The organism is Gordonia sp. McavH-238-E, assembly GCF_022348225.1.
GTDB classification, from domain to species: Bacteria; Actinomycetota; Actinomycetes; order Mycobacteriales; family Mycobacteriaceae; genus Gordonia; species Gordonia terrae.
Map to the genome: position 1 here is coordinate 269,868 of NZ_JAKRFE010000006.1, position 24,029 is coordinate 293,896.

The following is a 24,029-nucleotide window of genomic DNA, read 5'->3' on the forward strand; positions in this document are numbered from 1 at the left end:
CAGGGAGCGGATGGGGGTTGCTTGCGCTCCTCGCACCTCAGGGAGCGGATGGGCCTGTCGCGCAAGGGGGTGCCGGGGCGTCCTCGGAGAGCGGCTTGTTCAGCGGCATCAGGTACAGGACGTCGAGGACGACCGGGGTGGTCCCGAGGTTGGTCCCCTCATGGGTGTTCGCCTTGCCCCCGGGCTCCTGGATGATCTCGCCGGTCCGGTAGACGACCGGTTTGCAGTCGGAGCCGGGATGGGTGAGCGTGCCCTGGCGGACCAGGCCGATGAGCGTGCCGTCGTGATAGTGCCAGCCCGTGGTGCCGCCGGGAGCGATGGTGATCTCGCGGACCTCGACGTGCACGCCGTCGGGCACGAAGGGCAGCAGATCCGCCGGGATGTCCGCCTTGGCCAGGCTGACCGCCGAGATCCCGGACGAGGGCGTGGCATTCGCCGCCGTCGACGACATCGCGAGGGGTGTCAGGAGAGCGGCCGCGGCGGCGAGCGTCGCGACGGCGGTGCGCAGGAGAGGTGTCATCGTCCGACCGTACGTCGACCGGGCGGAGGGGATAACCGATTCGTCCGATTCCGCTGGGGGACAGCTCTGGACGATTGACCCGAACGGTTCTGGGTACAGGTCGATGTGCCTACGATGGCGGAGCCGGGTCGATGACCCGGCCCGAACCCAGGGAGCCGTGGATGTCTCGCTTGTCCCATGTCGCGATCGTCGTCGGCGCTGCCCTCCTCTGCGCGGTGCTCGGCGTGACGGGGCTGCTGGTGCCGTCAGCCGGTACCGCGGCCGCGGACACCCTCGCCGGGGTCCGTTACGCCAAGGCGACCGCGGGCGCGCCGTACCGGGAGACCTGGGTGTCGCCGCGGAACCTGGTGGTGTCGGTGTGGTCGCGGTCCATGCAGACCCAGGTCCCGTCGCTGGTGCAGACGCCGGCCAACCGGAACCAGGCCGCACCGGTGATGTACCTGCTCAGCGGATCGACGGGCGGCGAGGACAACGACGACTGGACGCACGCCACCGACGCCAACTCCTTCTACGCCAACAAGAACGTGTGGACCGTGACCCCGATCGGCGGTGCCGCGAGCTACTACGCCGACTGGCGCCGCGTCGATCCGGCCGCGAACTTCCGCTTCGGCGTGAAGTCGTCCCGGCCCCTGCGGTGGGAGACCTTCCTGACCTCGGAATTGCCCGCGGCGTTCGAGAACGCGCACGGGGGACGATCTGGTCCGGGGCGCTCGCGCGGCGTCGCGGGGATCTCGATGGCTGGTACGGCGGTGCTCCGGATCGCCGAGAATTACCCGGGCTTCTACCGGGCGGTGGGCTCCTACTCGGGATGCGCCGACACCGCGTCGCCCACCGGACAGCTGCTCCTGCGCAATGTGGCGTTCGTGCCCGGACTCGCCGACGCCAGCAACATGTACGGGCCGCCCGGCGATCCGCAGTGGGCGGCGCAGGACCCGGTGATCAACGCCTACAAGCTCGCTCGCCGCACCCCCGCCCTGTGGATCAGCGCGGCGACCGGCCTGCCCGGCGCGCATGACAACCTGTCCGACCGGCGAGTTGCCGGCAACGTGGGGGAACTCGCCGAGCAGGTCGCCGCCGGCGGTTTCGCGGAGGCGACCGCACGATCGTGCACGGTGACGATGGCTAATCGTCTCGCCGCGCTCCGCATCCCGGCCGTCGTCCGGCTCCCGGCGACCGGTACGCATTCCTGGGGGTACTGGGAGGACCAGATGCATGAGTCCTGGCCGATGTTCGCCCGCGCGCTCGGGGCGTGACGCCGCGGGAGATGCACCGCGGGCGGCGGTCGCCGTCGACCGCCGGACCTCGCGTTTCAGCGTCCGTTCAACTCGGCGGACCTACGGTCGGGACGTGATCTCGGGGCACGGCTCCACCAGACGATGTCCAGGGGGCGATCCGCGATGACCGTCACCCGCCGCGGCCTGTGGCTGTCGCAACTGCTGCATCCCGAGGTCTCGCACGTCGTCGCCTTCGGCCTGACCCTGTCCGGCCCGCTCGATGCCGAACAACTCCACCGCACGGCCGGCGCGGTGCTCGACCACGTCGGCTGGTGCGACGTACGTCTGAGTCCGGACCGTTCGCCGGCCGACGGTCATCCGCATCCCGTGCAACCCGCCGGCTCCGGACTGGACCCGGTGGCGTGCGTGGACCTGTCCGCGTGTGCCGACCCGGCGGCGGAGAGCGAGTCGCGAGCGCAGCGTTTCCTGGATGATCCCGCGGGCGCCGACCTCGGACTCCCGCTGTTCCGCAGTGAACTGCACGTTCTCGCTCCCGACTTCCACCGGTGGATCGTGCGTGTTCATCACGTGCTCACCGACGGCGCCGGCGCCTTGCGGGTGATGGCGCACATCGCCGCCGTCTACGCGGGTGCCGCGCGGCCGGATGAAATGCCCCTCGCCGACGACCTCGAACTCGAGGCCGAAGAGGAGAGGTATCGAGACTCGCGACGCCGAGGAGTCGACGAGGAACACTGGGCGCGACGACTCGACGCCCTCGAACCCTCGCGGCTCGCCGGTACCGTCCCGCGCCTCACGTCGTCGATCGTGCGCGTCACCCACACCCTGACCGGTCCGCGCACCGCGTCATCGGCGGAGTTCGTCACCGGGTTCGCCGGTCTGTGCGCCCGGCTCCTCGACACCCCGGACGTGGGTCTGAGTCTCCCGGTGGCGGCACGTACCTCGGCGGCGCGTCTACGGGCGGTGCAACCCGTCTCGAACGTCGTGCCGTTGCGCCTCGCCGGAATCGGCGACCGGGGCGCAGGTCAGGCCCTCGCCGACGTGTCGTCGGCCCTGGTCGACGCGCTGCGCCATCAGCGTTTTCATCGTGAGGACATGCTGCGGAACCGGAAGGAGCTCAACGACTTCGGCGCGGTGGTCAACCTGTTGCCGGGTTTCGATCCGCCCGCCGTCGACGGTCTGCACTGGGGACTGGAGGTGATGCGGACCGGTCCGATCTCCGACGTCGCGGTGACCCTGCACCCCGCGGACCAGGACGGGCATCAGGCGGTGACCTGGGAAGCCCCGGATGCCGTTTTCGACAGCGACGCGCTGGCCACCCTTGCCCGACGCTTCGACCGACATCTCACCGCCACCCTCCTTGAACTGGATGGCGGCCCGACGATTCCCGACGACTCGGTGTTCGTCGACGGCGAATGGGAGCGGTTCCGGTGCGTGAGCGGGCCGCCGACGCCGCCCTTCACGCCGATCGTGAGCCACCTCGAGAACCACTGGACGTCGGACCCCGAGGCCATCGCGATCATCGACGGAGAGGTCTCGGTGTCCCGGCGCGAGTTCGCCCGCCGGGTGGATCGCGGGACCCGGTTGCTCGTGGAGGCCGGGGTCGGTGCGGGCGACCGGGTGGCGGTGTCCATCGAGAGGTCGGCGGCCTCCGTCGTAGCGTTCTGGTCGGTGCTGTGTGCGGGCGGCGTATGGGTGCCGATCGGCGACCCGTTCGCACCGGAGGCGCGAACGCGTGATCTGCTCGATCGCTCGGGCGCCAAGGTCGGGTTGTGCGTGCCGGGCGCCCCACGCCCGGGCTCGATCCGGTGGCTGGATCTCGAGCACAGCGACCCCGATTCGCCGGTGGCCGATTCCCCGGAGACCGATTCCCCGGAGGCCGACCGGAGGCCGGGACTGGACTGCGGGCCCGACGACGCGGCCTACCTGTTGTTCACATCGGGGTCGACGGGAACCCCCAAAGGCGTGGTCATGACCCACCGCGGCCTGCCCGCCCTGATCGCGGAGATCCGACAGACGTATGCGCTCACGTCCGGGTCACGCATCCTGCACGCCTCGTCCCCGACCTTCGACACCGGGATCGTCGAGATGCTGTGCGGGGTCGTCTGTGGGGCGACCGTCGTCGTCGCGCCGAACTCGACTCCCGGCGGGGATGGTCTCGCACATCTGATCCGACGCCATCGCGTCACCCATCTCATCGTCACCCCGTCGGTCCTCGACACCCTGCCCGTGGATCTCGCCGACGACCTGGTGCAGGTGATCATCGGCGGCGAACCGCCCTCGCCGCGGTTGGTCGACCGGTGGGCGGGGCGCGTCCGACTACGAAACGCCTACGGACCCACCGAGTCTCGATGTAGCATCAACATCTCCGCGCCGCTGTCTCCGGGCGGGGCGATCACGGTGGGCCCGCCGATGGTCGGGGTTGGCGAGGCGGTCCTGGATCGCCTGGGGCGGCCACAGCCTCCTGGTGCGCTCGGCACCCTGCACTGTGTGGGTCCGCAACTGGCCGACGGCTATCTCGACGACCCGGCGGCGACGGCCGAGGTCTTCGCGAAGAGCGTGTTCTCCGACGACGAGATCATGTACCGGACCGGGGACCTTGCCCAGTGGACCGAGGCCGGTGAAGTCCGTGTGCTCGGACGGCGCGACAGCCAGGTGACCCTGCGAGGATTGCGCATCGAACTCGCCGAGATCGATGCCGCGCTGGGGCGATGCACCGGTGTGCGCAGTTCCGCGACGATCCTGCGTGAGTTGCCGTCGGGCCGTACCGCGCTGGTGTCGTTCGTCGTGCCGCAGGACACCGGAACGGGCGTCGACGCACCCGGGCTGCGTCGCGCGGTCGCCGGTGTGCTGCCGTCGTACATGGTCCCGGCGCTCGTCGTCGGCATCGACGCGCTGCCCCGTACCGGCAACAACAAGCTCGACGTCGGAAAGCTGGCGGACCACCCGATCCCCGGTCGTCGGTCGGCGCGTAAACCCATCGGCTCGCACGAGACCCTCCTGGTGCGGGTCGTGGGTGAGGCGCTGGGCACCGACGCGGTGGACCTGTTCGCCGGCTTCCTCGAGCAGGGCGGTGACTCCCTGGCGGTCATGCGGGTCGTCGGATCGCTCACGGCGGCGGGGCATTCCGAGATCGGGCCCGACGACATGCTCACCGCCCCCGACCTGGAGACACTGGCCGGGCGGATGGTCGCGCCGGTGTGCTCGGACATCGCCTCGCCGCGGGAGGCCGGGTCCGACGACGACCGGCCGCTCACGTCCGCGGAACGGACGGTCGAACGCGCGCCGGGGCGCCCGCACGGGCAGCTCGTCCGCGTCGCATGGGTTCCCCCTGCAACCGGGCGACCCACCTCGACCGAACTGCGGGAACTGCTCCGCGCGTTGGCCGTTCGGCACCCTGCCCTGCGGTCGATCTACCCCGACACCCCCGCCGGGCCGGTCCAGCGGGCGCTGGCGGGGGGCGCCGGCACCGCGATCGATGCCGCCGTGCAGGTGGTTTCGGAGTCGAATCCGAACCCGACACGCGAGCGGCTGAGTGCACTGGCCGAGCAGATGTCGGCGACGCTCGACGTCCGGGTGGCTCCGCCGTTCTGCGTCCGCATCCTGTCGGACGCCGACGGCGATGTGGAGGCCGCGGTCGCGGTGTTCCATCACATCGCGGTCGACGGTCAGTCGCTCGGAACACTGGCTCGGGAGGCGGACCTGATCGCTCGCGGGGCCGATGTCCCGGCCGTGCACTCCATCTCGCCGCGCGCGCCCCGCGCCGACCGCGGAGTCGACGGCGCGTCGTGGCAGAAGTTGCTCGGACTGCCGCCCGAGCAATCGTTCACGCTGGACGGGGTGAACCCGGTCTCGCGCACACAGTCAGCGGCGATCCGCCGTCGAGCCCTCGTCGACGCCGATGTCCACACACGATTCCACACCGACGCGTCCGAGCGGGGCATGACGTCGTTCGAGGCGTTCGGTCGATCGGTGTCCGAGGCGTTGGCGAGGCTGACCGGACAAGATCGGGTGATGGCGGCCACCGCGGCGTCGACGCGGCCGGTGGGTGCCGGGGACACCGTGGGGGACTTCGTGATCTCCGCGATGACGCCGCTGGACGCCCGAGAGGATGCGCGCGACTCGGTGGAGCGGACCCGTCGGTGCATCGGCGCGGCGACGGGGCCGATGGAAGACGTGCTGGACGCACTGGGACGCCCGGTCGTCGACGGTCGCCTCTTCCCGGTTCCGGTTCTCCTGGGCTGGGTCCCGACGATCACCCGGCCGAGCGCGGGTGGTCATCTGTACGTGTTCCCACCGCGGATCACGCGATGGATGCTGCAGATCGAGGGCTCGCCGACCGCGCAGGGGGAGTTGCAGGTCCTGGTGACCGGCGCGGCCTCCGCCCTCGCGGAATCCCGGGTCGAGCAGGTCCTCGCCGAGGTCGTCGCGTGCCTGCGGAGGGCGTGAGTTCCGCGGCGCCCGATCTGACAGAGTGCGGGATTCGTACTGGAAACCGTTACATATTCCGCAATTTGCACCCCTGACCGAGTGGGAGTGCTGAACGTAGAACACCCCGCGGAAACGCGCCCGCGGGGTGTTCTACGTTGCGATGGTAAGAGATCAGGCCAGATCGAACCGATCGTTGTTCGAGACCTTCACCCACGCCTTGACGAAGTCGTTCACGAATCGCTCCGCCGAGTCGTCCTGGGCGTAGACCTCAGACAGGGCACGCAACTGAGAGTGCGAACCGAAGACGAGGTCGGAAGCCGTTGCCGTCCACTTCTTCTCACCGGTGGCCCGATCGGTTCCCTCGTAGACGTTCTCGTCGGAGCCGCTCTTCCACTCCGTGTTCATGTCGACGATGTTCCGGAAGAAGTCCGTCGTCAGGACGCCGGGGCGGTCGGTGAACACGCCGTGCTTGCTGCCACCGTGATTGACGTCGAGCACGCGCAGACCGCCGACGAGCGCGGTCAGCTCGGGCGCGGTCAGATCGAGCATGTACGCGCGATCGAGGAGCAGCGACTCCAGCGGTGTCTTCTCGCCGCCCTTGCTGTAGTTGCGGAACCCGTCCGCGCGTGGCTCGAGAACCTCGAACGAGTCGACGTCGGTGCTCTCCTGCGACGCGTCGGTGCGACCCGGGGTGAAGGGCACCGTGACCGGGAATCCGGCCGCCTCCGCGGCCTTTTCGACCGCGGCCGCGCCGCCGAGGATGATGATGTCGGCGAGCGACACCTTCTTGCCGCCCGACGCCGAGTCGTTGAAGTCCTTCTGGACCTGCTCGAGGACCGGTAGCACCTTGGCCAGTTCGCCGGGCTCGTTGATCTCCCAGTTCTTCTGCGGTTCCAGGCGGATGCGTGCGCCGTTGGCGCCACCGCGCTTGTCGGTGCTGCGGAAGCTGGCAGCCGATGCCCACGCGGTCTTCACCAGCTGCGTCGGCGAGAGGGCGTCGAGCAGAGTGCTCTTGAGCGAGGCGATGTCGGCGTCGTCGATCAGTTCGTGATCGACGGCGGGCACCGGGTCCTGCCAGATCTGCGGCTCGGGAACCCACGGACCGAGGTAGCGGCTGACCGGTCCCATGTCGCGGTGGAGCAGCTTGTACCAGGCCTTCGCGAAGGCCTCGGCGAGCTCCTCGGGATGGTCGAGCCAGCGGCGGGTGATGTCGGCGTAGATCGGCGACTCACGCAGTGCCACGTCGGTGACCAGCATCGTCGGGGCGCGCCCGGGTCCGCCGAACGGATCGGGGATGGTTCCTGCTCCCGCACCGTCTTTCGCCACGTACTGCCAGGCGCCGGCGGGGCTCTTGGTCAGCTCCCACTCGTAGCCGTAGAGGTTCTGGAGAAAGCCGTTGCCCCACTGGGTGGGGGTGGAGGTCCAGACGACCTCGAGGCCACTGGTGACGGTGTCCTCGGCCTTCCCCTTGCCGTAACCCGACTTCCAGCCCAGTCCCTGCTGCTCGATGGGTGCGCCTTCGGGCTCGGGTCCGATGAGGTCGGCGTTGCCGGCTCCGTGGGTCTTGCCGAAGCTGTGACCGCCGATGATGAGGGCGGCGGTCTCCTCGTCGTTCATCGCCATGCGACTGAACGTCTCGCGGATGTCCTCGGCTGCGGCGATCGGGTCCGGCTTGCCCTCGGGGCCCTCGGGATTGACGTAGATGAGACCCATCGTGGTGGCGCCGAGCGGCTTCGCGAGCTCCCGCTCACCCGAGTACCGCTTGTCGGTACCGAGCCAGGCATCCTCCGGTCCCCAGAAGACCTCCTCGGGCTCCCAGATGTCCTCGCGGCCGAAACCGAATCCAAAGGTCTTGAAGCCCATGGATTCCAGCGCCACGTTGCCGGCGAAGACGAGGAGGTCGGCCCACGAGAGCTTGGTGCCGTACTTCTGCTTGATGGGCCACAGCAGGCGGCGTGCCTTGTCGAGGTTCGCGTTGTCCGGCCAGCTGTTCAACGGGGCGAAGCGTTGCGCACCCTGGCCACCGCCACCGCGGCCGTCGAAGATGCGGTAGGTGCCGGCGGCGTGCCAGCTCATGCGGATGAACAGGCCGCCGTAGTGGCCGTAATCGGCGGGCCACCAGTCCTGCGAGGTGGTCATGAGCGAGACGAGATCGGCCTTGAGGGCCTCGACATCGAGCTTCGCGAACTCCGCCGAGTAGTCGAAATCCTCACCGAGCGGGTTGGAGAGCGAGGAGTGTGCGTGCAGGATCGAGAGGTCGATCTGCTCGGGCCACCAGTCCTTGTTGGTCAGCGGCGCATGAGCTTTCGGCTCGGGCGACGAGATGACCGGGTTCTCGCTCTCGCTGTTGCTACGGGTCTGCTCGTCGGAATTGGGCGGGCGGCTGTCGGAGGTCACGACATTCCTTTCGAGGGGGAACTGCTGATGGGCTGAATGATCACAGGGTGCGATCAGGTCGGGGCCGTGCTGACGCACTCGGGGCAGAGTCCCCAGAAGATGACCTCGGCCTCGTCGAGCGCGAAACCGTGGTCCTCGGATGGGGTCAGGCATGGGGCTTCCCCGACTGCGCAATCCACGTCGGCGATCGCGCCACAGGCGCGGCAGACGACGTGATGGTGATTGTCTCCGGTACGAAACTCGTAGCGCGACACCGAACCCGACGGTTGGATTCGGCGGATGAGACCGCGCTCGGTCAGGGCGTGCAGCACATCGTAGACGGCCTGACGTGAGACCTTGGGGAGGGTTTCGCGCACCGCGTGGTAGATCGTGTCCGTGTCGGCGTGTGGGTGATCGTCGACGGCGTGCATCACCGTCACCCGCGGCTGGGTGACACGAAGATCTGCGGCCCGGAGTTGCTGGGCATAGTCCGATGTCGATGCCACGTGACCCACCATAGGGGCGTCGTCGCGACCGCGCACGGTTTTTCTGGATCTGATCCAAATTCCTTTCCGGTCCGCACACGACGACGGCCGCCATCAGATGGATGGCGGCCGTCGGGTCGGTGCGGAGCGATCAGCTGTCGATGCCGACCAGGTCCTTCGCGAGTTCGGCGAATCGGATCTCGATCGCCGAGACCACGCGTTGGCGGTTCTTGTGTGCTTCCTCGTAGGCGAGGGTGACCCGCAGGTCGGCCGGCTTGGTCAGTTCCTTGACCGCGGTGACCGCGTCGGTGACGTTGAGGTCGACGTATCCCTCGATCGGGAGGTCCTCGGCCTCAACGGTTCCGGTGATCTCGCGCAGTTGGTGGAGCGCGTCGGCGGCACCGTCGGCGCCATTGTCGCGGGCGCTGTCCTCGACGGCTTCGAGGGCCGCGTCGCGTCCCGCCGCGACCGTCTTGGAGACGGCTGCGCCGGCGTTGCTCACGGCGTCGGTCGCCCGCGCCGCGGTCTCCGATGCGTCGTCGACGGCGCGCCCGAATCGGCTGCGGATCGAGTCCACCGGGTCGGGCAGCTGGCGGGCGAATTCGGCGGTCCGGTCGATCGCCCACGATGCGCCGAGTGCGGGAGCGGTGAGAGCGCGCGCGGCGAGGCCGCTGGCCCACTGCGAGGGCCCGCGACGCAGGGCAGCCGGGCCACCCAGCGCCTCCTCGGCGAGCACGGTGGTGAGCCAGTGGACAGTGGCGGTGTGCGCGTCGATGAGCTGATCGGCCAGCGCGACGAGTGCCTGGTCCTCCTGGCCGGTGGCCAATGCCTTCAGGTAGGTGGCGCGTGCGACGAGTCGTTGTTCGAGCGCGAGGTCGTCGAGCAGGGCCTCGTCCAGCGGTTGGGCCTGCTCGGCCAGGGTCTTGGCGACGGCTCCGAAGCGGCCGAGGACCGGTCGGACCACATCGACGAGGCCGCCGCGGTCGCGCAGCGCGTTCTCGATGGTCAGGGCACGCTCGCGTGCGTTCTCGGCATTCTGTGCGAGTTCCTTGCGGATGGCGTCGGTGCGTGCCTGGGCCTGCCGGGTCTCGGCGATCTGGATCTCGGTGTGGGTCAGCGCGAGGATCGCGCGAAGTTGCTGGTGAACGGTGGTGGTGGAAACGGTCATCGGTTCTTGCTCCCCTCTGGTGCGGGTCGGGATGGGCTACAACCCGAGTGTTGCCACGACGAGGGCAGATGTAACACCTCGGCGGGAATCGGCCCTGGTCGAGTCGGCAAAGAGCAAGTGTCACAACGTTTCCGAACGTATGTGAAGCGTGTCACAGTTGCGCCCGACCGGGCGGTCCATGTCCGATTGCCGAGCTTTGCTCGGTACCGGGGCGGATACCGACCGAACGGCACCCCGACGTCGAGGTTTGGGCTCGCCCGCGGCCCGGGTACCTCGGCGCGATGAACCCGGAGCGGAGTCGCAGGATGGACCCCCATCCGGGTGCGCAGCTCACCGTTGCGCAGATCGCCGACCATCTCCGAACGCCGATCGTCGGCGGACCCGACGTCGGTTCGATCATCGTCCGCGACATCGACGACGATTCCCGGACGATCCGTCCCGGGGACGCCTACCTGGCGATACCCGGCAGCCGCTGGCACGGACTCGACTTCGAGCGAGAGGTGGCCGCCGCCGGTGCCGTGCTGGTGATCAGCGACCGGCCGGCGTTTCGGCTGCCCTCACTTCTCGTCGATGAACCGCGTCGCGTGATGGGGCCGCTGAGCTCCTGGTTCCACGGCGAGCCGTCGCGAGACCTGCGGGTCTTCGGTGTCACGGGAACGAACGGGAAGACCAGCACCACTCACTTCGTCGACGCCGCGCTGGCTGCAGGGGGTGAGGCCGCCGGACTCATCTCCGGCGCGCGCATCCGAGGACCCGGATGCGACGTCGTCCCGCTGCGCACGACGCCGGAGGCGCCGATGCTGCAACGGACACTGGCGATGTTCCGGCGCCACGGCGTCACCTGCTGCGCCATGGAGGTCTCGTCTCACGCAATCGACCAGGGGCGGGTCGACGGCACGGTGTTCCGGGTGATGGCGTTCACCAATCTGTCCGATGATCACCTGGATTATCACGACTCGATGGAGAACTATTTCGCGACCAAGGCCGCGATGTTCACCGCCGAACGGACGCAGATCGCCGTGATCGACATCGACGACGCCTGGGGCGCGCGACTGGCCACGGGCACCACGACGGAGACCTGGACGTGCTCGACCTCCCGCCCGGATGCCGATGTCGTCGCCACCGAGATCCGGACCGGCCGGCTCGGGACCGAGTTCACCGTCCACACGCCGCACGGGCGGGCCCGGATGGGCCTGCAGGTGCTGGGTCCGCGCCAGGTCGGCAACGCCCTGCTCGCGCTCACCGCCGCGGTGGCCGACGGCGTCGACCTCGCTGCCGCGGCCGAGGGGATCTCGGCGGTGACCGGCATCTCGGGCCGCTGCGAACCCGTGCACGCGGGGCAGCCCTACCGGGCGATCGTGGACTACATGCACAACATCGCTGGTCAGCATGCGCTGTTCCCGTATCTGCGGTCACTGACCGAGGGCGGTCGACTGATCGTGGTCGTCGGCGCGACCGGCGGGCGTGACCCGGGCAAGCGAGAACCCCTGGGCGAGGTCGCGGCACAGTACGCCGACGTGGTGATCGTGACCGATGAGAGCCCGGAAGACGAGGACCCGGATGCCATCCGGGCCCGGGTGCTCCGGGGTGCACGCCGCGCGGCGTCGGCGCTCGTCATCGAGGAACCCGACCGGCAGGCCGCCTTCGCGATCGCCACGACCATGGCCGGTGACGACGATGTCGTCGTGGTCACCGGCCGGGGTAGTGACACCTTCCGGCGGTACGGACCGGCGACGACGTTCTTCGACGATCACACCGAGCTGCGGCGCGCGATCCTCGAGACGTCGTAGCGGGCGACGCGGCCGACGTCAGTTCTTCCCGGACAGCACGGCTTCGCGCGCCGCGGCAGCGGCGGCGAGTTCACGTTGATACAGGATCCCGTAGGTGAAGCCGTTCTCTCCCTTGCGGACTCCGGCGCCCGCGCCGAGTTCACGGAGCGCGCGGGCGGCCACCGCGGAATCCTGGTGTTCGCCCAGGACGGTCTGAATCCTCTTGTATCGCTTGGCCTGCGACCGACCCATCGACTTGTCGACGACCGGCGCGGCCAGCTCACCCGCGTACCGAGCCCGTTTCGCCGCCTTACGCGCCCGGTGGAGGTCCTCCTCGTTCCCGGTCTCCAGCGCGTGCGCAAGACGCTTGTCCGCCTTGCGCGCCGCGCGAGTGGCGATCTGACGTACCTGCTTCGTCGAGATCTGGTCGTCGGCGAGCGGGACCGACTCGTTCCAGGTCCCGAGGGTCGACAACAGTCCGCGGTACCGGTCCGACCGCATCTCGTCGGTGACGGTCTGCCGGTGATGGTGCTGCTGCGCGGAGAGCTCCTCCTCGATCCGTGCCGCGACCGGCCCGAGCACCAACTCGTCAGGGAGATCGGCGACCGCCGAGGCGAATCGCGCGCGCAAGACCTCACGGTCGCGCACCTCGCCGAGCACACCCGCGAACCACTGGAGTTCGGTGTCGAGGTCCGACAGACCGTCCGGCACGAAGAGGGGAGCGGCAGTCCGCAGCGTGCTGCGCAGCCGCCGGATGGCCACACGGACGCCGTGCACCGGGTTCGCGCCGCGTCGGAGGGCGACGTCACCGGCGAAGATCGTCGCGATCTGTTCCCGGACGTAGTCGAGAACCGCGCCCGCGGCGGGCGACGCAGGGGCAGCGGGGCGCGGGACCTCGTGGCCGATCGCGCGCTCGAAGGTCGACGATGCCGACGCGGGTCGCGCGCCGGCCCCGGCCATCCGCTTGCGCACACTCTTCGGGATCGCGTTCGACTCCGCTTGCACCCCGACCTCGCGCCACGACGTGGCGGTGGCCACCGGGCCGGTGACCGTGGCCGAGACGGTGTCGTCGACGACGTCGTAGGCGTGTTCCCCCGTCGCGTCGAGATGCCGGTGGCGGGTCCGGTGCGTGTGCACGATCGCCGCCACGCGTAACGGTTTGCCGCCGCTCAGACCCCACAGGGCATCGGCGATCGCCGACGGCACGGCTGTGGAGGGCGCGTCCACCCGCTCCGTGATGATCTCGCCGGGGGACGGTGTCGTGACCCGCCACCCCGGTTGCCGGCCCTCCTCGCTCCCGCCGTCGAGGAAGACGACGGAAGTACCGTGCGCGAGCAGGTCCCGGTCCTCGGTGTCGTAGTAGGTGTCGCTGAAATCGGTTGACGAGACCTCGACGTCGCCGGAGCTGCCGAGGTCGGGGATCGCGCTGTCCAGGCCGAAGTCCCAGCTGTTCGGGCGCGTGGTGTCGGTGGGCACTTATAGCTCCTCACTCTCGCTCGTGTCGTCGACACAGGGTGACCGAACCGGACATTCGGTAAACGTGCGGAGAGCAGGCGATCGTCTATGTGCGGTGGTAGACGCCTTCCGGGGAGCGCATGACCTGCCCGTGGCGCATCAGCCGTTCGAGATGGAGTTCGGCGGTTCGCTTCTCCACCGCGTCGACGAAGGGCAGCCGGACATGCGGCCGGTAGACGAGTCGCTCCACGATGATCTCGTCGACGGTGCGCGGGTGGCGCAGCAACTCCAGCAGCCGGTCCTCGCGTCGACGGATGACGCCCTCGTAGTCCGCGAGCCGCGCGCGGAAGTCGTCGGCGCCGGTGACGACACCCTTCTGATGGAAGGTCCCATACCAGCGGGCGTCGATGTCCCGGACCCGCGCGATCGACGCCAGGTAGTCGTCGACGCTGCTCCCCAGGTCGCCGTACATCGGGCCGAACGAGGTGAGGTCGATGTCAGCGAGATAGAGGAAGCCGGTGGGCTCGACGAGTACGCCGGAATGTCCCGCGGTGTGGCCGGGCAGGTGTACGACCGTTGCCGTGACGCCGCCCAGGTCGAAGACGTGCCCATCGTCGACTCCGGCGGCGTCGGGAAAGCCGGGCGTCAGGTCGAAGGTGTCACCGATCTGGGCGTCGACACCTGCTCGCTGCTCGTCGGTCAGACCGTAGTTGTCGAGGAGGACCTGGAGGGAGCGAACGCCGTCGACGTCGGCGTGATGGGCGAAGATGTCCGCGGCGAAGTGCCGGAGACCGGCGATGTGGTCCTCGTGCGCATGGCTGATCATCACCGCGTCGGGTTGCACGGGGTCGTGGTCGACCTCGAGCGAGGGATCGATCACGAGAGTGCCGGCGGAGCCGCGGACGACGACGGAGTTGCCGTATGGAAACGCACCGCCATGCGACGACGCGAGCACGGTCACCTCGTCATAGCGGTTCTCGATGAAACTCGGTGCGAGGGTCACGTCGTCTGCGTACCCCGGGCAGGTGAACGCTGTCAACGCCGCGGGTCGTCGGTGGAACCCGCCGGCGAGTCGGTCATCGCGCGCAGCCACAGTGGGACTACCAGCCATGAAAGTGAGAACACGACAAGCGTGACGACCCCGGCGATCGCCGACGGGACCGGGCCGGCGGTCGCACCGAAGACGACCGTGACCGCGCCGGACAGCGCCAGTCCCAACAGGGTGAGTCCGGCGAACGAGAGATAGTGCGCGTAGGTGACGATCAGCGCGAGCTGATGCTGCCGGAACAGCGCGCGGTGCAGGGCCACCGGTGCGGCGAGCAGGATGGCCGCACCGACCGCGCACGACACGGTGATCAGGTAGATCACGCGGAGTGTGCCGCCGAGTTCCTCGAACCCGTCGTGGAACGGCAGGGTGAGCAGGAACCCGGTCAGGATCTGCACTCCCGTCTGCACGACGCGGAGCTCCTGCAGGAGCGAATTCCAGTTGCGGTCCAGCCGTTGTGTTTCGGTCTCGTCGCGTTGGGCGCGATTCCACTCGGCGTCGCCTGCGCCGGAGCGGGTGCGGTCGGTGTCCGACGGGCTGGTCACCTGCTCATCGTCGCACCGTCGGGTCTCGTCGAGCCGTGCCGTGGGGTCTCGAAGCGGTCACCACTCGGTGCCGACCTGCGGTCAGGCCGGTGTTCATCTGCTTCGCGTGGTCAATGGAATGGTCACAAGGAGTGCCGATTCCTCGGCGACGCCGCCGAAGGAGCGCATTCCGACCACAGCATCACCGGACGGAGTCAGAAAAAGGCTGTGGGACGCCGCGGTACTGGGATCGATCTGGGCGATGGTGGTCAGGTCACTGGCCTGGTAAACAATGGTGCCAACGACTTCCGACGAGACCGCGATTCGGTCGCCGTGAATTCGGACGGCGTCCACATTGGAGCCGACCATGACCGACCGCCTCACCTTCATCGACGGATCCAGCAATCGGACCTGGCCTTCCGGAGTCACCACGATCAGATCGTTGTCGCGGGTGAATGCAACGGTGGTGCCGTACCCCGGGGTCAGACCCTCGGTCACGAATTCCGGGTGACCGGCGTCCACATTCGAATCGATGGTGGCCACCCGTCCTTTATCCGTTGCGACCGCCAGCAAGTTGCCGGCGTCTCGCTTACTCGCCGAGACGAGGTTTTCGTTCTCGTCCAGCCAACTGAACTCATGCGTCCGGATCACTCTGCCGGTCGTATCCACCTCGTCGACCCGGTTGCCGGTGACCACCAAAAAATGTTCGCCGTCCACGGAGGTAGTGGCAGCATTGATGCTTGCCAAGCCGGTGAGGTCCCGAATTTCCGCAACTGCAACGCGGCCGTCGCCATCCGCGACGACGACCCTGGCTTCGGCGAGTATCGCCACTGACTCCTTGTTCATTGCAGTCGCGTTGGGGTAGAACAACCCGTATCCGCTGCCCATCGCGGTCTTGGTCGCGTGGTCGACCACACGGCCATCGGCGGTGAACTCCAGTGTCTTGTCCTGGCCGACTGGCACCGCGACGAGAACGCCCGGGGCCGGGACTGCGGTGGCCGCCGCGTCGGCGGCCATCGAGTGGAGGGTCCCTTCCTGGGTGAGGCTGTACAGCCGGCCGCTGGAATCCCCGGCGATCACCAATCGAGCGGCCGGAGGAATTAGCGGGGACGGGCTGTCGCCGAATGTGAAACTGGACCCATAGATGTCTGCGCCCCACGCGTCGGAGTCGTCCAAGCACACCGGAACCTGCACGTGGCTCGCACCGCGATCGGTTCGAATAGATTTCTCGGAGGCGATGAATGTGGTGCTCATCAGGGACATCCGGTAGTTGTCGATAGCTCCGAAGACACGGTCACCGCACCGCTTCACGGTGCTGAAACCACGGCGCTTCTCCGAGACCGAGATGTCTCCACCACCGACCGGGCGCGAGGTGCGAAGCGTCGCAGTGCCACCGTCGACGGTCGCGCTCACCAGGTTTCCGTTGGTGTCCACCCCGTCCAGGCGATCGCTAGGTGCATCGAAGGACAGCGAATCGAGCGACACGGGGACCTCGGTCACTCGCCGGTCACTCCCGTCGTGCCGCGCCGAGGTGAGGGTGTTCGATGAGATCGAGCTCCACCACAGTCGTTGTGGGCCAATGGCGAACGCGCGAACATCGTCGGAAACCACGACCGTCTGAGTGTCGGCGAGTGAGGTCTTGGTGAGGTTGCCGTCCGGGTCGAGATAGACGAGCGTTTCCGCCGAGGTGAAGCCGATTGCACCAGCATCTCGCTTGATCTCCATCGGGATGGTCCTGACCGCTGCGCCGCTGACACGGTCGAAGACGTGGATCGCCTCCATCGAGGTAGCAGCCGCATGGGTGCCCGCCGGCGCCATCACCAGTGACCAATAGTCATCGGGACGAACGGAACTCCGGCGGAGGCGGTTGTCGCGGTCGCGGGCCAGCGCCAGTGCGTTCGCGCTGACCGCGTCGTCGTTCAAACGGACGGCCTCGCTGGCGAGTTCGACCGCTCGCCGAGTGTCCGGTTCTGTCTCCGATCGCGCGGCCAGGGCGATCGCCTGAGCGCGGTTCGCGTCTCGCTCCGCCGCGTGCTGCGCGTTCAGGGCAACCATCCACAAGCCCACGCCGAGCAGCATGAGGACGACGAGGACCGCGACCGTTGCGATCCCGGAGTTCCGCAGGCGACGCCTGTTCCGCGCATCGCGTTCGAGGACACTGCTCAAGTGCGGTGTGACGGCCGGTGTGAGCGGGTGCCAGGGCAACGAGTCGGCCTCGGCCATGACCAATCGCGCGTCGGTTGCCTCGGACCGCCGGAGTGCCCGTTCGATCAGACCGGCTTGCTTCGGGTCGGCCCGCTGGTGGGCCGCATCGACGAGACGGGCGTGGGATTCGGCGACAGCACCGAATCGCGCCAGATCCGAGAAGACTCTCGACAAGTCGGTCAGCTCGACGTTGTCGGCGGTCCACGGCCCTCCGGGGCCGACGAAAACCACCCATTTGCCCCATTCGATTGCGAGTTCGTACTCGCGTCGGCAGTAGGCCGAGTCCTCCCACTGTGGCGTCGCCACGACGATGATCACCGATGCGCTGACGAACTCTCGCGAAATCACATCCCAGTGGTTCTGACCGCTGGGCAACGTGATCCCGACGCCGTAGGTGGTCCGTTCGCCCGGGTCGTCCAGCCAGACGGTGTGGCCGGCGGCCAGGGCATCGTGTTCCACACGGCGCGCCGGTTCGACGTCACGGTGAGAGTAGGAGATTGCGATGTCTGCCATACGACCTCAGTCCTCTGTGCCGGTCCGCAGACCGTAGTCGGCGCGCTCAACAGCCGTTGCTTCTCTCGGGGCCGGGACAATACACAGCGGACGGTCGCATTCGGTCCTGATCCCTATCGACCGGACGGCACCCTGAGACGTCACCACGAGCGCCCTGGTCTCTTCGGAGTCGATGAATGCCACATCGCTCACAAACGAGTCACCCTGCGCCCGAACGGTTGTGCGGGTTCTCCCGGTGGCAGTGTCGACGAATGCTGTTCCGCCTTCGGCGATCACGGCGGCGAGTCGGCCCGTCGGAGAGAGACGTACTGCGAAGGGTTGTAATCCGGCGCCGACTGTTCCGATCCGCCGGATGGTGTCCGAGAGTTCGTAGACGTCTCCTTGTGAGGTCACCGCGACAACGGACCGCTGGTCGTCGGCGAACTCGCCGGCGGCGATGTCGAGGTCCCCCGAGACGATCTTCTCGGTCAGGACTCGATCATCGATCTGTTTCTCGTTCCCGGTCTGGTCACGGAGATAGCCGTCCGCGGTGAGGGCGATGCATCGCGCCTGGCCGTCGATGAGGTGCGCCGACATCGCCACCGGGATGCGGCCGGTGTCGAAGCGATGATCCTGCGTCCGCGCTGAGTTCGCGGCCGTGGACCAGCAGCTCAGGCGGGTCGAATCTGCCATCACAAGCACGTTGCCGTCGTCGTTGACCGACAGCACGCCTTCACCTCTGCCGGCGATTGTCATGGGCACGGGCGTCTCCTCGATGGTGCCTGCTTGCTTCAACCTGCCGTTGGCGGCGATGGTGGCGAAACCTGCGCCGTCCGAGATCACCCTGGCGGAGGCCGTTCCTCGGGGGGACAGAGAGGAATCGGCGTTGAGACCCCCGAAGTAGGTCGGGCGGTCACTGATCGCTTTACCGTCGGAGACGTCGACAGTCCAGTAGTAGTTGGGCTGCATGAGCACAGTTGCGAGGTTTGTCCCGGGGCGGAGCCGAATCTGGTGGCGAGTCGACTCGCGGTACGCGTTCTCGCGTTGAGCCGCGAACACAGATGCCTTCATGTGGTGGAGTCCGAACGGCAGCGGCACGTCTTCCGACTTGTCCACCTCCGGTGTCCACAATCTGAGGTAACCGTCCAACCCGACGGTCGCGACAGTCCCGTTCGTGTCTGTCGACGCCCGGAGGCGACTGCGCGTGTGCGCGAGGATCGAGCGGACCAGGGTCGCCCTGCGGTCGGCCGCGTCGTACTGCACGATCCGGCCGTCTCGGGTTCCGAACGCGAACGCCCTGGTCCCGAGGGCTTCGACTTGTGTGGCGTTGACATCGAGCGGCGAGCTGTCCGGTTCGAGGTCGTCGCCGAAGCTGATGAGGCGGCTTTCTGGGAACGCGGCGACGCCGACTGTGCGGCCGTCTGCGGAGAGGGCCACATCCATCGCACCCTCTACCGGTGTCCGTACGGGCCGTTGTCCGTGGGGCGCATAGTGCAGTGCGTCAGCGGTGATTGCGGCGACCGCGCTGCCACCCTCGGCACGCGCATAGCCGCGAACAGGGCCATCTGCAGGCGGTGTCGGTACCAGCAGGAACGGAACGCCCAGTGATACCGGACGGCGCTCCAGACCGGCCCTCGTGGCGAGGACGAGAGACGACTCATCCCACCAGCCAAGGAGAGTCACGTCGGACTCGGCGATCGTGGTCGGAGGGCCGCCTTCGGAGACCGGAAACAGCTGCAACTGCTCGCTCTCGTACTGGATGGCGACCGTCGATCCGTCGGGCGACAGCGCAATCGTCGCGGTGCCCTCGGCAGTGGGCTGGGGGGCCCGGACCTGCGTGACCACTTCTGCCGTGGAGGTGTCGTAGATGACGATGGTCGGTTCGTCCGAGAACATGACCGCAGCGCGGGGCGCGTCCGCGGCGGCACTGACCACGCGGGGTTCCCCGGTGAGCTTGATCGATCGATGCGGCCACGTGCTGGCGGCCACCGTGTTGGCTGCTTCGCGCACTCGTTGGGTCACTTTGATCTCGGTCGCATCGTGCAGCAGGATCGCGGGGAGGTCCGGGTCTGCGGGAGTCATCCGGACGGCGAGATCTGCGATCCGGTCGGCTTCGGCAGATGCGCGTCGGTCATCGGCCACTGTGCGTGAGTTGTTCGCGTTCACCGTCTGCAATCCGGCGAGTACGATCAGGGCGACGAGCAGCACCGACACGATCGACAGAACCGAGATCGCGGTTCGACGTCGCCTGGCCCTGGCTGCAGCGCTGGCGTCGGCATAGCGTCGGACGACGGCGATCTCATCCGCCGAGAAGAGTTCCGGAGGGTCGGCGAGAATCAGTGCGACGTCCCGGCCGTCGGCTTCGCTCAACAGGGGGACGGACTGGGGCGACTCCTCCCAGTCCTTGGCGCGCACGACGTGACGGTTCCACTCCGTGATGCGCTTGCCGCCCACGATCACGATCTTCGCGATGTCCTGGGCCGCCTCGGGAATTGACGTGGCGCCGAGGATCATGTGGGACAGATCCGCCAGGTAGTCGACGGTGCCGGGTGGGCGCAACGATACCGGGATCACTTCCGCGACCGTCCCCGCGAATGCGCGCAGTTGTTGCTCGGGGATCTGTTGCGCAATGAGTTCCTCGACCACCACGACGATGGCGCGGGCGGACGTGACGGCGTCGGCGCTGGGAAGCTCACGCAAGATGTGAACGGTAAGGCCGGCACGATGGAGCTCGTTCACGAGATCGTCGAGGCGTGGTTCCCATTCGAGGGTGAGGAATTCGACCGGAGTGGGGGCGGCCTTCGTTGGATTCAACGTCTCTCCCCGCATGTTCGGTCGACCACCCGCGCCCGGCCGGATCGTCGTGTCTGTGTACTCGTGACATCCTTGCTCACCCGAGTCTGGTTTGTCCCGAGTGAGACTGTCGTCTGTCTGGGTGAACTTGCTTGGACCGAGTGTGCCTCCAGGGTGGGCGATCCCGATCAGTCCTGGACGGCTGTCCCACTGCGGAGGAGACTTCGAACGGTCCTACTCAGCGCAGCGAGTACCGGATCGGAAGGTGTTTGAGTCCTCCCACGAAGACGGTCGCGGCGAGTTCGGGTGTTCCGGCGAGCTCGATGGAATCGAGCCTCGGGATCAGTTCGGCGAAGAAACTCCGCATCTCCATCCGCGCGAGCGCCGCGCCGAGACAGAAATGGACGCCGTACCCGAACGACAGGTGTTTGTTGGGGAAGCGGCCGACGTCGAAGGTGTGTGGATCGTCGAAGACCTCCTCGTCCCGGTTGCCCGAAGTGTAAGCGAGATAGACGGATTCACTCTTCGCGATCGGTACACCGCGGACCGAGGTGTCCGCGGCGGCGGTGCGCATGAACTCCTTGACCGGCGTGGTCCACCGGATCATCTCCTCGACCGCGGTGCCGATGAGCTCGGGTTCGCGGCGGAGACGGTCGAGCTCGGCGGGATTCTCGATCAGCGCCCGGAGACCGCCGGAGATGGCGTCCTTGGTGGTGTCGTGGCCCGCACTCGCCACGATCACGTAGTACGACGCGGTGTCGACGTCGGACAGGGGTTCCCCGTCGATGAGGCCGTTGGCGATGGCCGAGGCCAGATCGTCGGTGGGGTGAGCGCGCCGGGAAGCGGTCAGCTCGTTGAAGTAGGCGAAGAAGTCCAGCAGCGTCGCCATCCGCTCCTCGAGAGTCGCCCCTCGGCGGTATTCGACGTCGTCGGCGCCGAACAACTCCTGCGTCAGCTGGTGCATCCGCGGGAAGTCCTCTTCGGGCAGGCCGAGCAGCGACAGGATCACGTACAGCGGGAAACCGACCGCGACCTCCTCGACGAAGTCGCATTCCGGTCCGATGTCGCGCATCCGGTCGACGTAGCGCTTGGCGAGCTCGTCGACGCGGGTCTGCAGGTCGCGCAAGGCCTTCGGCCGGAACCAATCGGCGCCGATCGCGCGGACCTTGCGGTGGTGCGGATCGTCCATGTGGATCAGGGTGCGCAGGCCCGCACCGGATTCCAGCTGCGCCCGTGCGACATCGTCGGCGGCAGCGGTGGTCAGCACGGGCCGCGGTTCACTCAGCCACAGGGTGTTGTCGCGCTCGATGTCCATGATGTCGGCGTGCTTGGTGACGGCGAAGAACGGTCGGTAGGGCCCGTGGTCGACGCGCGGTACCGGATCGTGTGCCCGCAGATATGCCATCGCCGCGTACAGGCGCGGCTCGTCGGTGTAGGCCTTGGCGTCGGCGAAGATGGTGGCGGCGTCGTCTGCCGTGCTCGTGCTCACGTCGCTTGTCGTCAACGGGTGCGTCCTTCGGTCGAGGGTGATTCTGGATCCGAGTGTCCGATATCGGGGTGTTCCAGTTGGCCGGAATCGCGAACCCGATCGAATGTGGCCGGCCCATCCGGGAGGGGCCAGGCGACGAATGGCCGCCATGAGCACCCCGACCGAATCCGGCGAGGACGCGAATCCGACTCCCCGATGCGACGGCGCCACGACGGCCGACGCTACCGGCGACTACCTACCGATCGCCGATCACGGTGTGATCGGTGACCTGCGGACGGCGGCCGTCGTGGGGGTGGATGGGCGGATCGACTGGTTCTGCTGTCCGCGATTCGACTCGCCGAGCGTCTTCGGCTCGTTGCTCGACGCCGGACGAGGCGGCGCCTGGACGGTGGAACCGGTGGACGGCGACGTCACCACGCGCCAGTTCTATCTGCCCGACTCCAACGTGCTCGTCACCCGCTACCTGAGCGAGGACGGCGTCGCCGAGGTGCAGGACCTGATGCCGATCGCGAGACCACACGACCCCGACCACCGGACGCGGATCATCCGTCGGATCTCCTGTGTCCGGGGTTCCGTCCGATTTCGCGTGACGATCGCACCGCGATTCGACTACGGCCGTGAGGCACACAAGCTGGTCGTCGAGGACGGGCGTCGGGTTCGCTTCGAGACCGACGGCTTGGTGCTGCATCTCGTCTCGACGGTCGATGTCGACACGATGGACGACCGGGATGCGCAGGCCGATTTCACCGTCGAAACCGGCGAGTGCGTCACGTTCGTCCTCGCGCCCGACCCCGTCGACGACGAGCTTCTCGACCACGACAGTTCGCCCGCCGTCGTCGCCGCGACGGTCGCCTTCTGGCAGGACTGGGTGTCGAGGTCGTCGTACACCGGCCGGTGGCGGGAGATGGTGCATCGGTCGGCGCTCACACTCAAACTGCTGACGCACGAACCGTCCGGGGCAGTGGTGTCGGCGGTGACCGCCGCGCTTCCCGAGGAGATCGGTGGCGAACGGAACTGGGACTACCGCTACGTGTGGATCCGCGATGCGGCGTTCACGCTGTATGCCTTGCTCCGGTTGGGTTTCACCGACGAGGCCGGTGCGTTCATGGACTGGCTGACATGCCGCTTCGACGACGGTGCCGACGAGTCGGGAGATCTGGGGCCGCTGCGATTGATGTACACCCTCGACGGGGATCCACCACCGAAGGAGACCGAACTCGACCACTGGGAGGGCTACCGGCAAACCTCCCCGGTGTTGATCGGAAACGCCGCCGCCGATCAACTCCAGCTCGACATCTACGGTGAGCTCATCGACTCGGTGTACCTCTACAACAAATACGGACCGGGGATCTCGTACGGGGCCTGGACCCATCTGTGCACGGTGGCCGGGTGGCTCGTCGACAACTGGGACCGTCCGGACCAGAGCATCTGGGAGGTGCGCAGCAAGCCGCAGGACTATGTCTACTCGCGAGTGATGTCGTGGGTGGCCCTCGAGCGGATGATCCGGATGAGCCGGCAGCGCGGACTACCCGGCGACATCGCCGGCTGGATGAAGGCGCGCGACGACATCTTCGTGCAGATCATGGAGCGCGGCTGGAACGACGAGGTGGGGGCGTTCGTCCAGACCCTCGACTCCGACCGTCTGGATGCGGCGCTGCTGCTGATCCCCGCCGTGAAGTTGCTGTCACCCACCGATGAGCGCTTCGTCCGCACCCTCGAGCGGATCGAGGAAGAACTCGTGAGCGACTCCCTGGTGTTCCGGTACGACACCGACGGCGGGCACGACGGCCTCGACGGGGCCGAGGGGACGTTCTCGCTCTGCTCGTTCTGGTACGTCGAAGCGCTCACCCGGACCGGCCGGCTCGGCGACGCCCGGCTGGCGTTGGAGAAGATGTTCACCCACGCCAATCATCTCGGCCTGTACGCCGAGCAGGTCGGCCTCACCGGCGAACAACTCGGGAACATGCCGCAGGCGTTCACCCACCTCGCCCTCATCAGCGCGGCCATCAATCTCGATCGGCGCCTCGGCGAATAGAGCCGGCGCG

At 67.9% G+C, this 24,029-nt stretch carries 14 protein-coding genes and 1 pseudogene; 4 read left to right on the forward strand and 11 right to left on the reverse strand.

What is annotated here, in order from left to right; all coding sequences use genetic code 11:
- Window positions 1-37: 37 nt before the first annotated feature.
- The gene (locus MHN80_RS11105; RefSeq protein ID WP_004019151.1) at window positions 38-520 is read right to left on the reverse strand and encodes a cupin domain-containing protein; all 483 of its coding nucleotides are present in this window, start codon (window positions 518-520) and stop codon (window positions 38-40) included.
- Between the two features lie 161 nt (window positions 521-681).
- Here MHN80_RS11105 and MHN80_RS11110 point away from each other — a divergent pair, with 161 nt between their 5' ends.
- Window positions 682-1,773 carry an alpha/beta hydrolase family protein gene (locus tag MHN80_RS11110; protein WP_239401598.1) on the forward strand — a complete coding sequence of 364 codons (1,092 nt, stop codon included), beginning with the start codon at window positions 682-684 and terminating at the stop codon, window positions 1,771-1,773.
- A gap of 144 nt (window positions 1,774-1,917) precedes the next feature.
- Window positions 1,918-6,201 carry an AMP-binding protein gene (locus tag MHN80_RS11115; protein ID WP_239401600.1) on the forward strand — a complete coding sequence of 1,428 codons (4,284 nt, stop codon included), beginning with the start codon at window positions 1,918-1,920 and terminating at the stop codon, window positions 6,199-6,201.
- 153 nt (window positions 6,202-6,354) lie between these two features.
- Here the strand turns inward: MHN80_RS11115 and katG are convergent, their stop codons facing one another.
- The 3 genes from katG to MHN80_RS11130 form a co-directional block, all read right to left on the reverse strand.
- Window positions 6,355-8,580, reverse strand: a complete 2,226-nt coding sequence (gene katG / locus MHN80_RS11120) for a catalase/peroxidase HPI (protein ID WP_239401602.1) — start codon at window positions 8,578-8,580, stop codon at window positions 6,355-6,357.
- 53 nt (window positions 8,581-8,633) lie between these two features.
- A complete protein-coding gene (locus MHN80_RS11125; protein WP_174316841.1) occupies window positions 8,634-9,065 on the reverse strand; it encodes a Fur family transcriptional regulator in 432 nt (143 codons plus the stop codon).
- A 130-nt stretch (window positions 9,066-9,195) separates the two neighbouring features.
- Window positions 9,196-10,212, reverse strand: a complete 1,017-nt coding sequence (locus tag MHN80_RS11130) for a ferritin-like domain-containing protein (RefSeq protein ID WP_239401604.1) — start codon at window positions 10,210-10,212, stop codon at window positions 9,196-9,198.
- 305 nt (window positions 10,213-10,517) lie between these two features.
- Here MHN80_RS11130 and MHN80_RS11135 point away from each other — a divergent pair, with 305 nt between their 5' ends.
- A complete protein-coding gene (locus tag MHN80_RS11135) occupies window positions 10,518-12,002 on the forward strand; it encodes a Mur ligase family protein (protein WP_239401606.1) in 1,485 nt (494 codons plus the stop codon).
- Window positions 12,003-12,020: 18 nt separating this feature from the next.
- Here MHN80_RS11135 and MHN80_RS11140 read toward each other — a convergent pair whose 3' ends face one another.
- From MHN80_RS11140 to MHN80_RS11165, 7 genes and pseudogenes are all read right to left on the reverse strand, one after another.
- On the reverse strand, window positions 12,021-13,457 hold the full coding sequence (locus MHN80_RS11140; protein WP_239401608.1) for a CHAD domain-containing protein: 1,437 nt from the start codon (window positions 13,455-13,457) through the stop codon (window positions 12,021-12,023).
- Window positions 13,458-13,542: 85 nt separating this feature from the next.
- A complete protein-coding gene (locus tag MHN80_RS11145; RefSeq protein WP_239401610.1) occupies window positions 13,543-14,439 on the reverse strand; it encodes an MBL fold metallo-hydrolase in 897 nt (298 codons plus the stop codon).
- A gap of 32 nt (window positions 14,440-14,471) precedes the next feature.
- The gene (locus tag MHN80_RS11150) at window positions 14,472-15,026 is read right to left on the reverse strand and encodes a DUF6328 family protein (protein ID WP_239401612.1); all 555 of its coding nucleotides are present in this window, start codon (window positions 15,024-15,026) and stop codon (window positions 14,472-14,474) included.
- A gap of 93 nt (window positions 15,027-15,119) precedes the next feature.
- On the reverse strand, window positions 15,120-17,084 hold the full coding sequence (locus MHN80_RS11155; protein ID WP_239401614.1) for a hypothetical protein: 1,965 nt from the start codon (window positions 17,082-17,084) through the stop codon (window positions 15,120-15,122).
- Between the two features lie 381 nt (window positions 17,085-17,465).
- A pseudogene (locus MHN80_RS25910) lies at window positions 17,466-17,723 on the reverse strand (toll/interleukin-1 receptor domain-containing protein); the annotation flags it as partial.
- 6 nt (window positions 17,724-17,729) lie between these two features.
- A complete protein-coding gene (locus MHN80_RS11160) occupies window positions 17,730-20,516 on the reverse strand; it encodes a hypothetical protein (protein WP_239401616.1) in 2,787 nt (928 codons plus the stop codon).
- Between the two features lie 217 nt (window positions 20,517-20,733).
- Window positions 20,734-21,984, reverse strand: coding sequence for a cytochrome P450 (locus MHN80_RS11165; protein ID WP_239401772.1), 1,251 nt, complete (start codon window positions 21,982-21,984; stop codon window positions 20,734-20,736).
- 139 nt (window positions 21,985-22,123) lie between these two features.
- Between MHN80_RS11165 and MHN80_RS11170 the strand changes: the two genes are divergently transcribed.
- Entirely contained in the window at window positions 22,124-24,019 is a 1,896-nt protein-coding gene (locus MHN80_RS11170; protein WP_239401618.1) for a glycoside hydrolase family 15 protein, read from the forward strand.
- Window positions 24,020-24,029: the final 10 nt, after the last annotated feature.

Bases quoted from the DNA above. Each gene is read 5' to 3' on its own strand.
- MHN80_RS11110 (WP_239401598.1), top strand. From the start codon at position 682: ATGTCTCGCTTGTCCCATGTCGCGATCGTCGTCGGCGCTGCCCTCCTC.
- MHN80_RS11170 (WP_239401618.1), top strand. From the start codon at position 22,124: ATGGCCGCCATGAGCACCCCGACCGAATCCGGCGAGGACGCGAATCCG.
- MHN80_RS11135 (WP_239401606.1), top strand. From the start codon at position 10,518: ATGGACCCCCATCCGGGTGCGCAGCTCACCGTTGCGCAGATCGCCGAC.
- MHN80_RS11130 (WP_239401604.1), bottom strand. From the start codon at position 10,212: ATGACCGTTTCCACCACCACCGTTCACCAGCAACTTCGCGCGATCCTC.
- MHN80_RS11105 (WP_004019151.1), bottom strand. From the start codon at position 520: ATGACACCTCTCCTGCGCACCGCCGTCGCGACGCTCGCCGCCGCGGCC.
- MHN80_RS11155 (WP_239401614.1), bottom strand. From the start codon at position 17,084: ATGCTGCTCGGCGTGGGCTTGTGGATGGTTGCCCTGAACGCGCAGCAC.
- MHN80_RS11115 (WP_239401600.1), top strand. From the start codon at position 1,918: ATGACCGTCACCCGCCGCGGCCTGTGGCTGTCGCAACTGCTGCATCCC.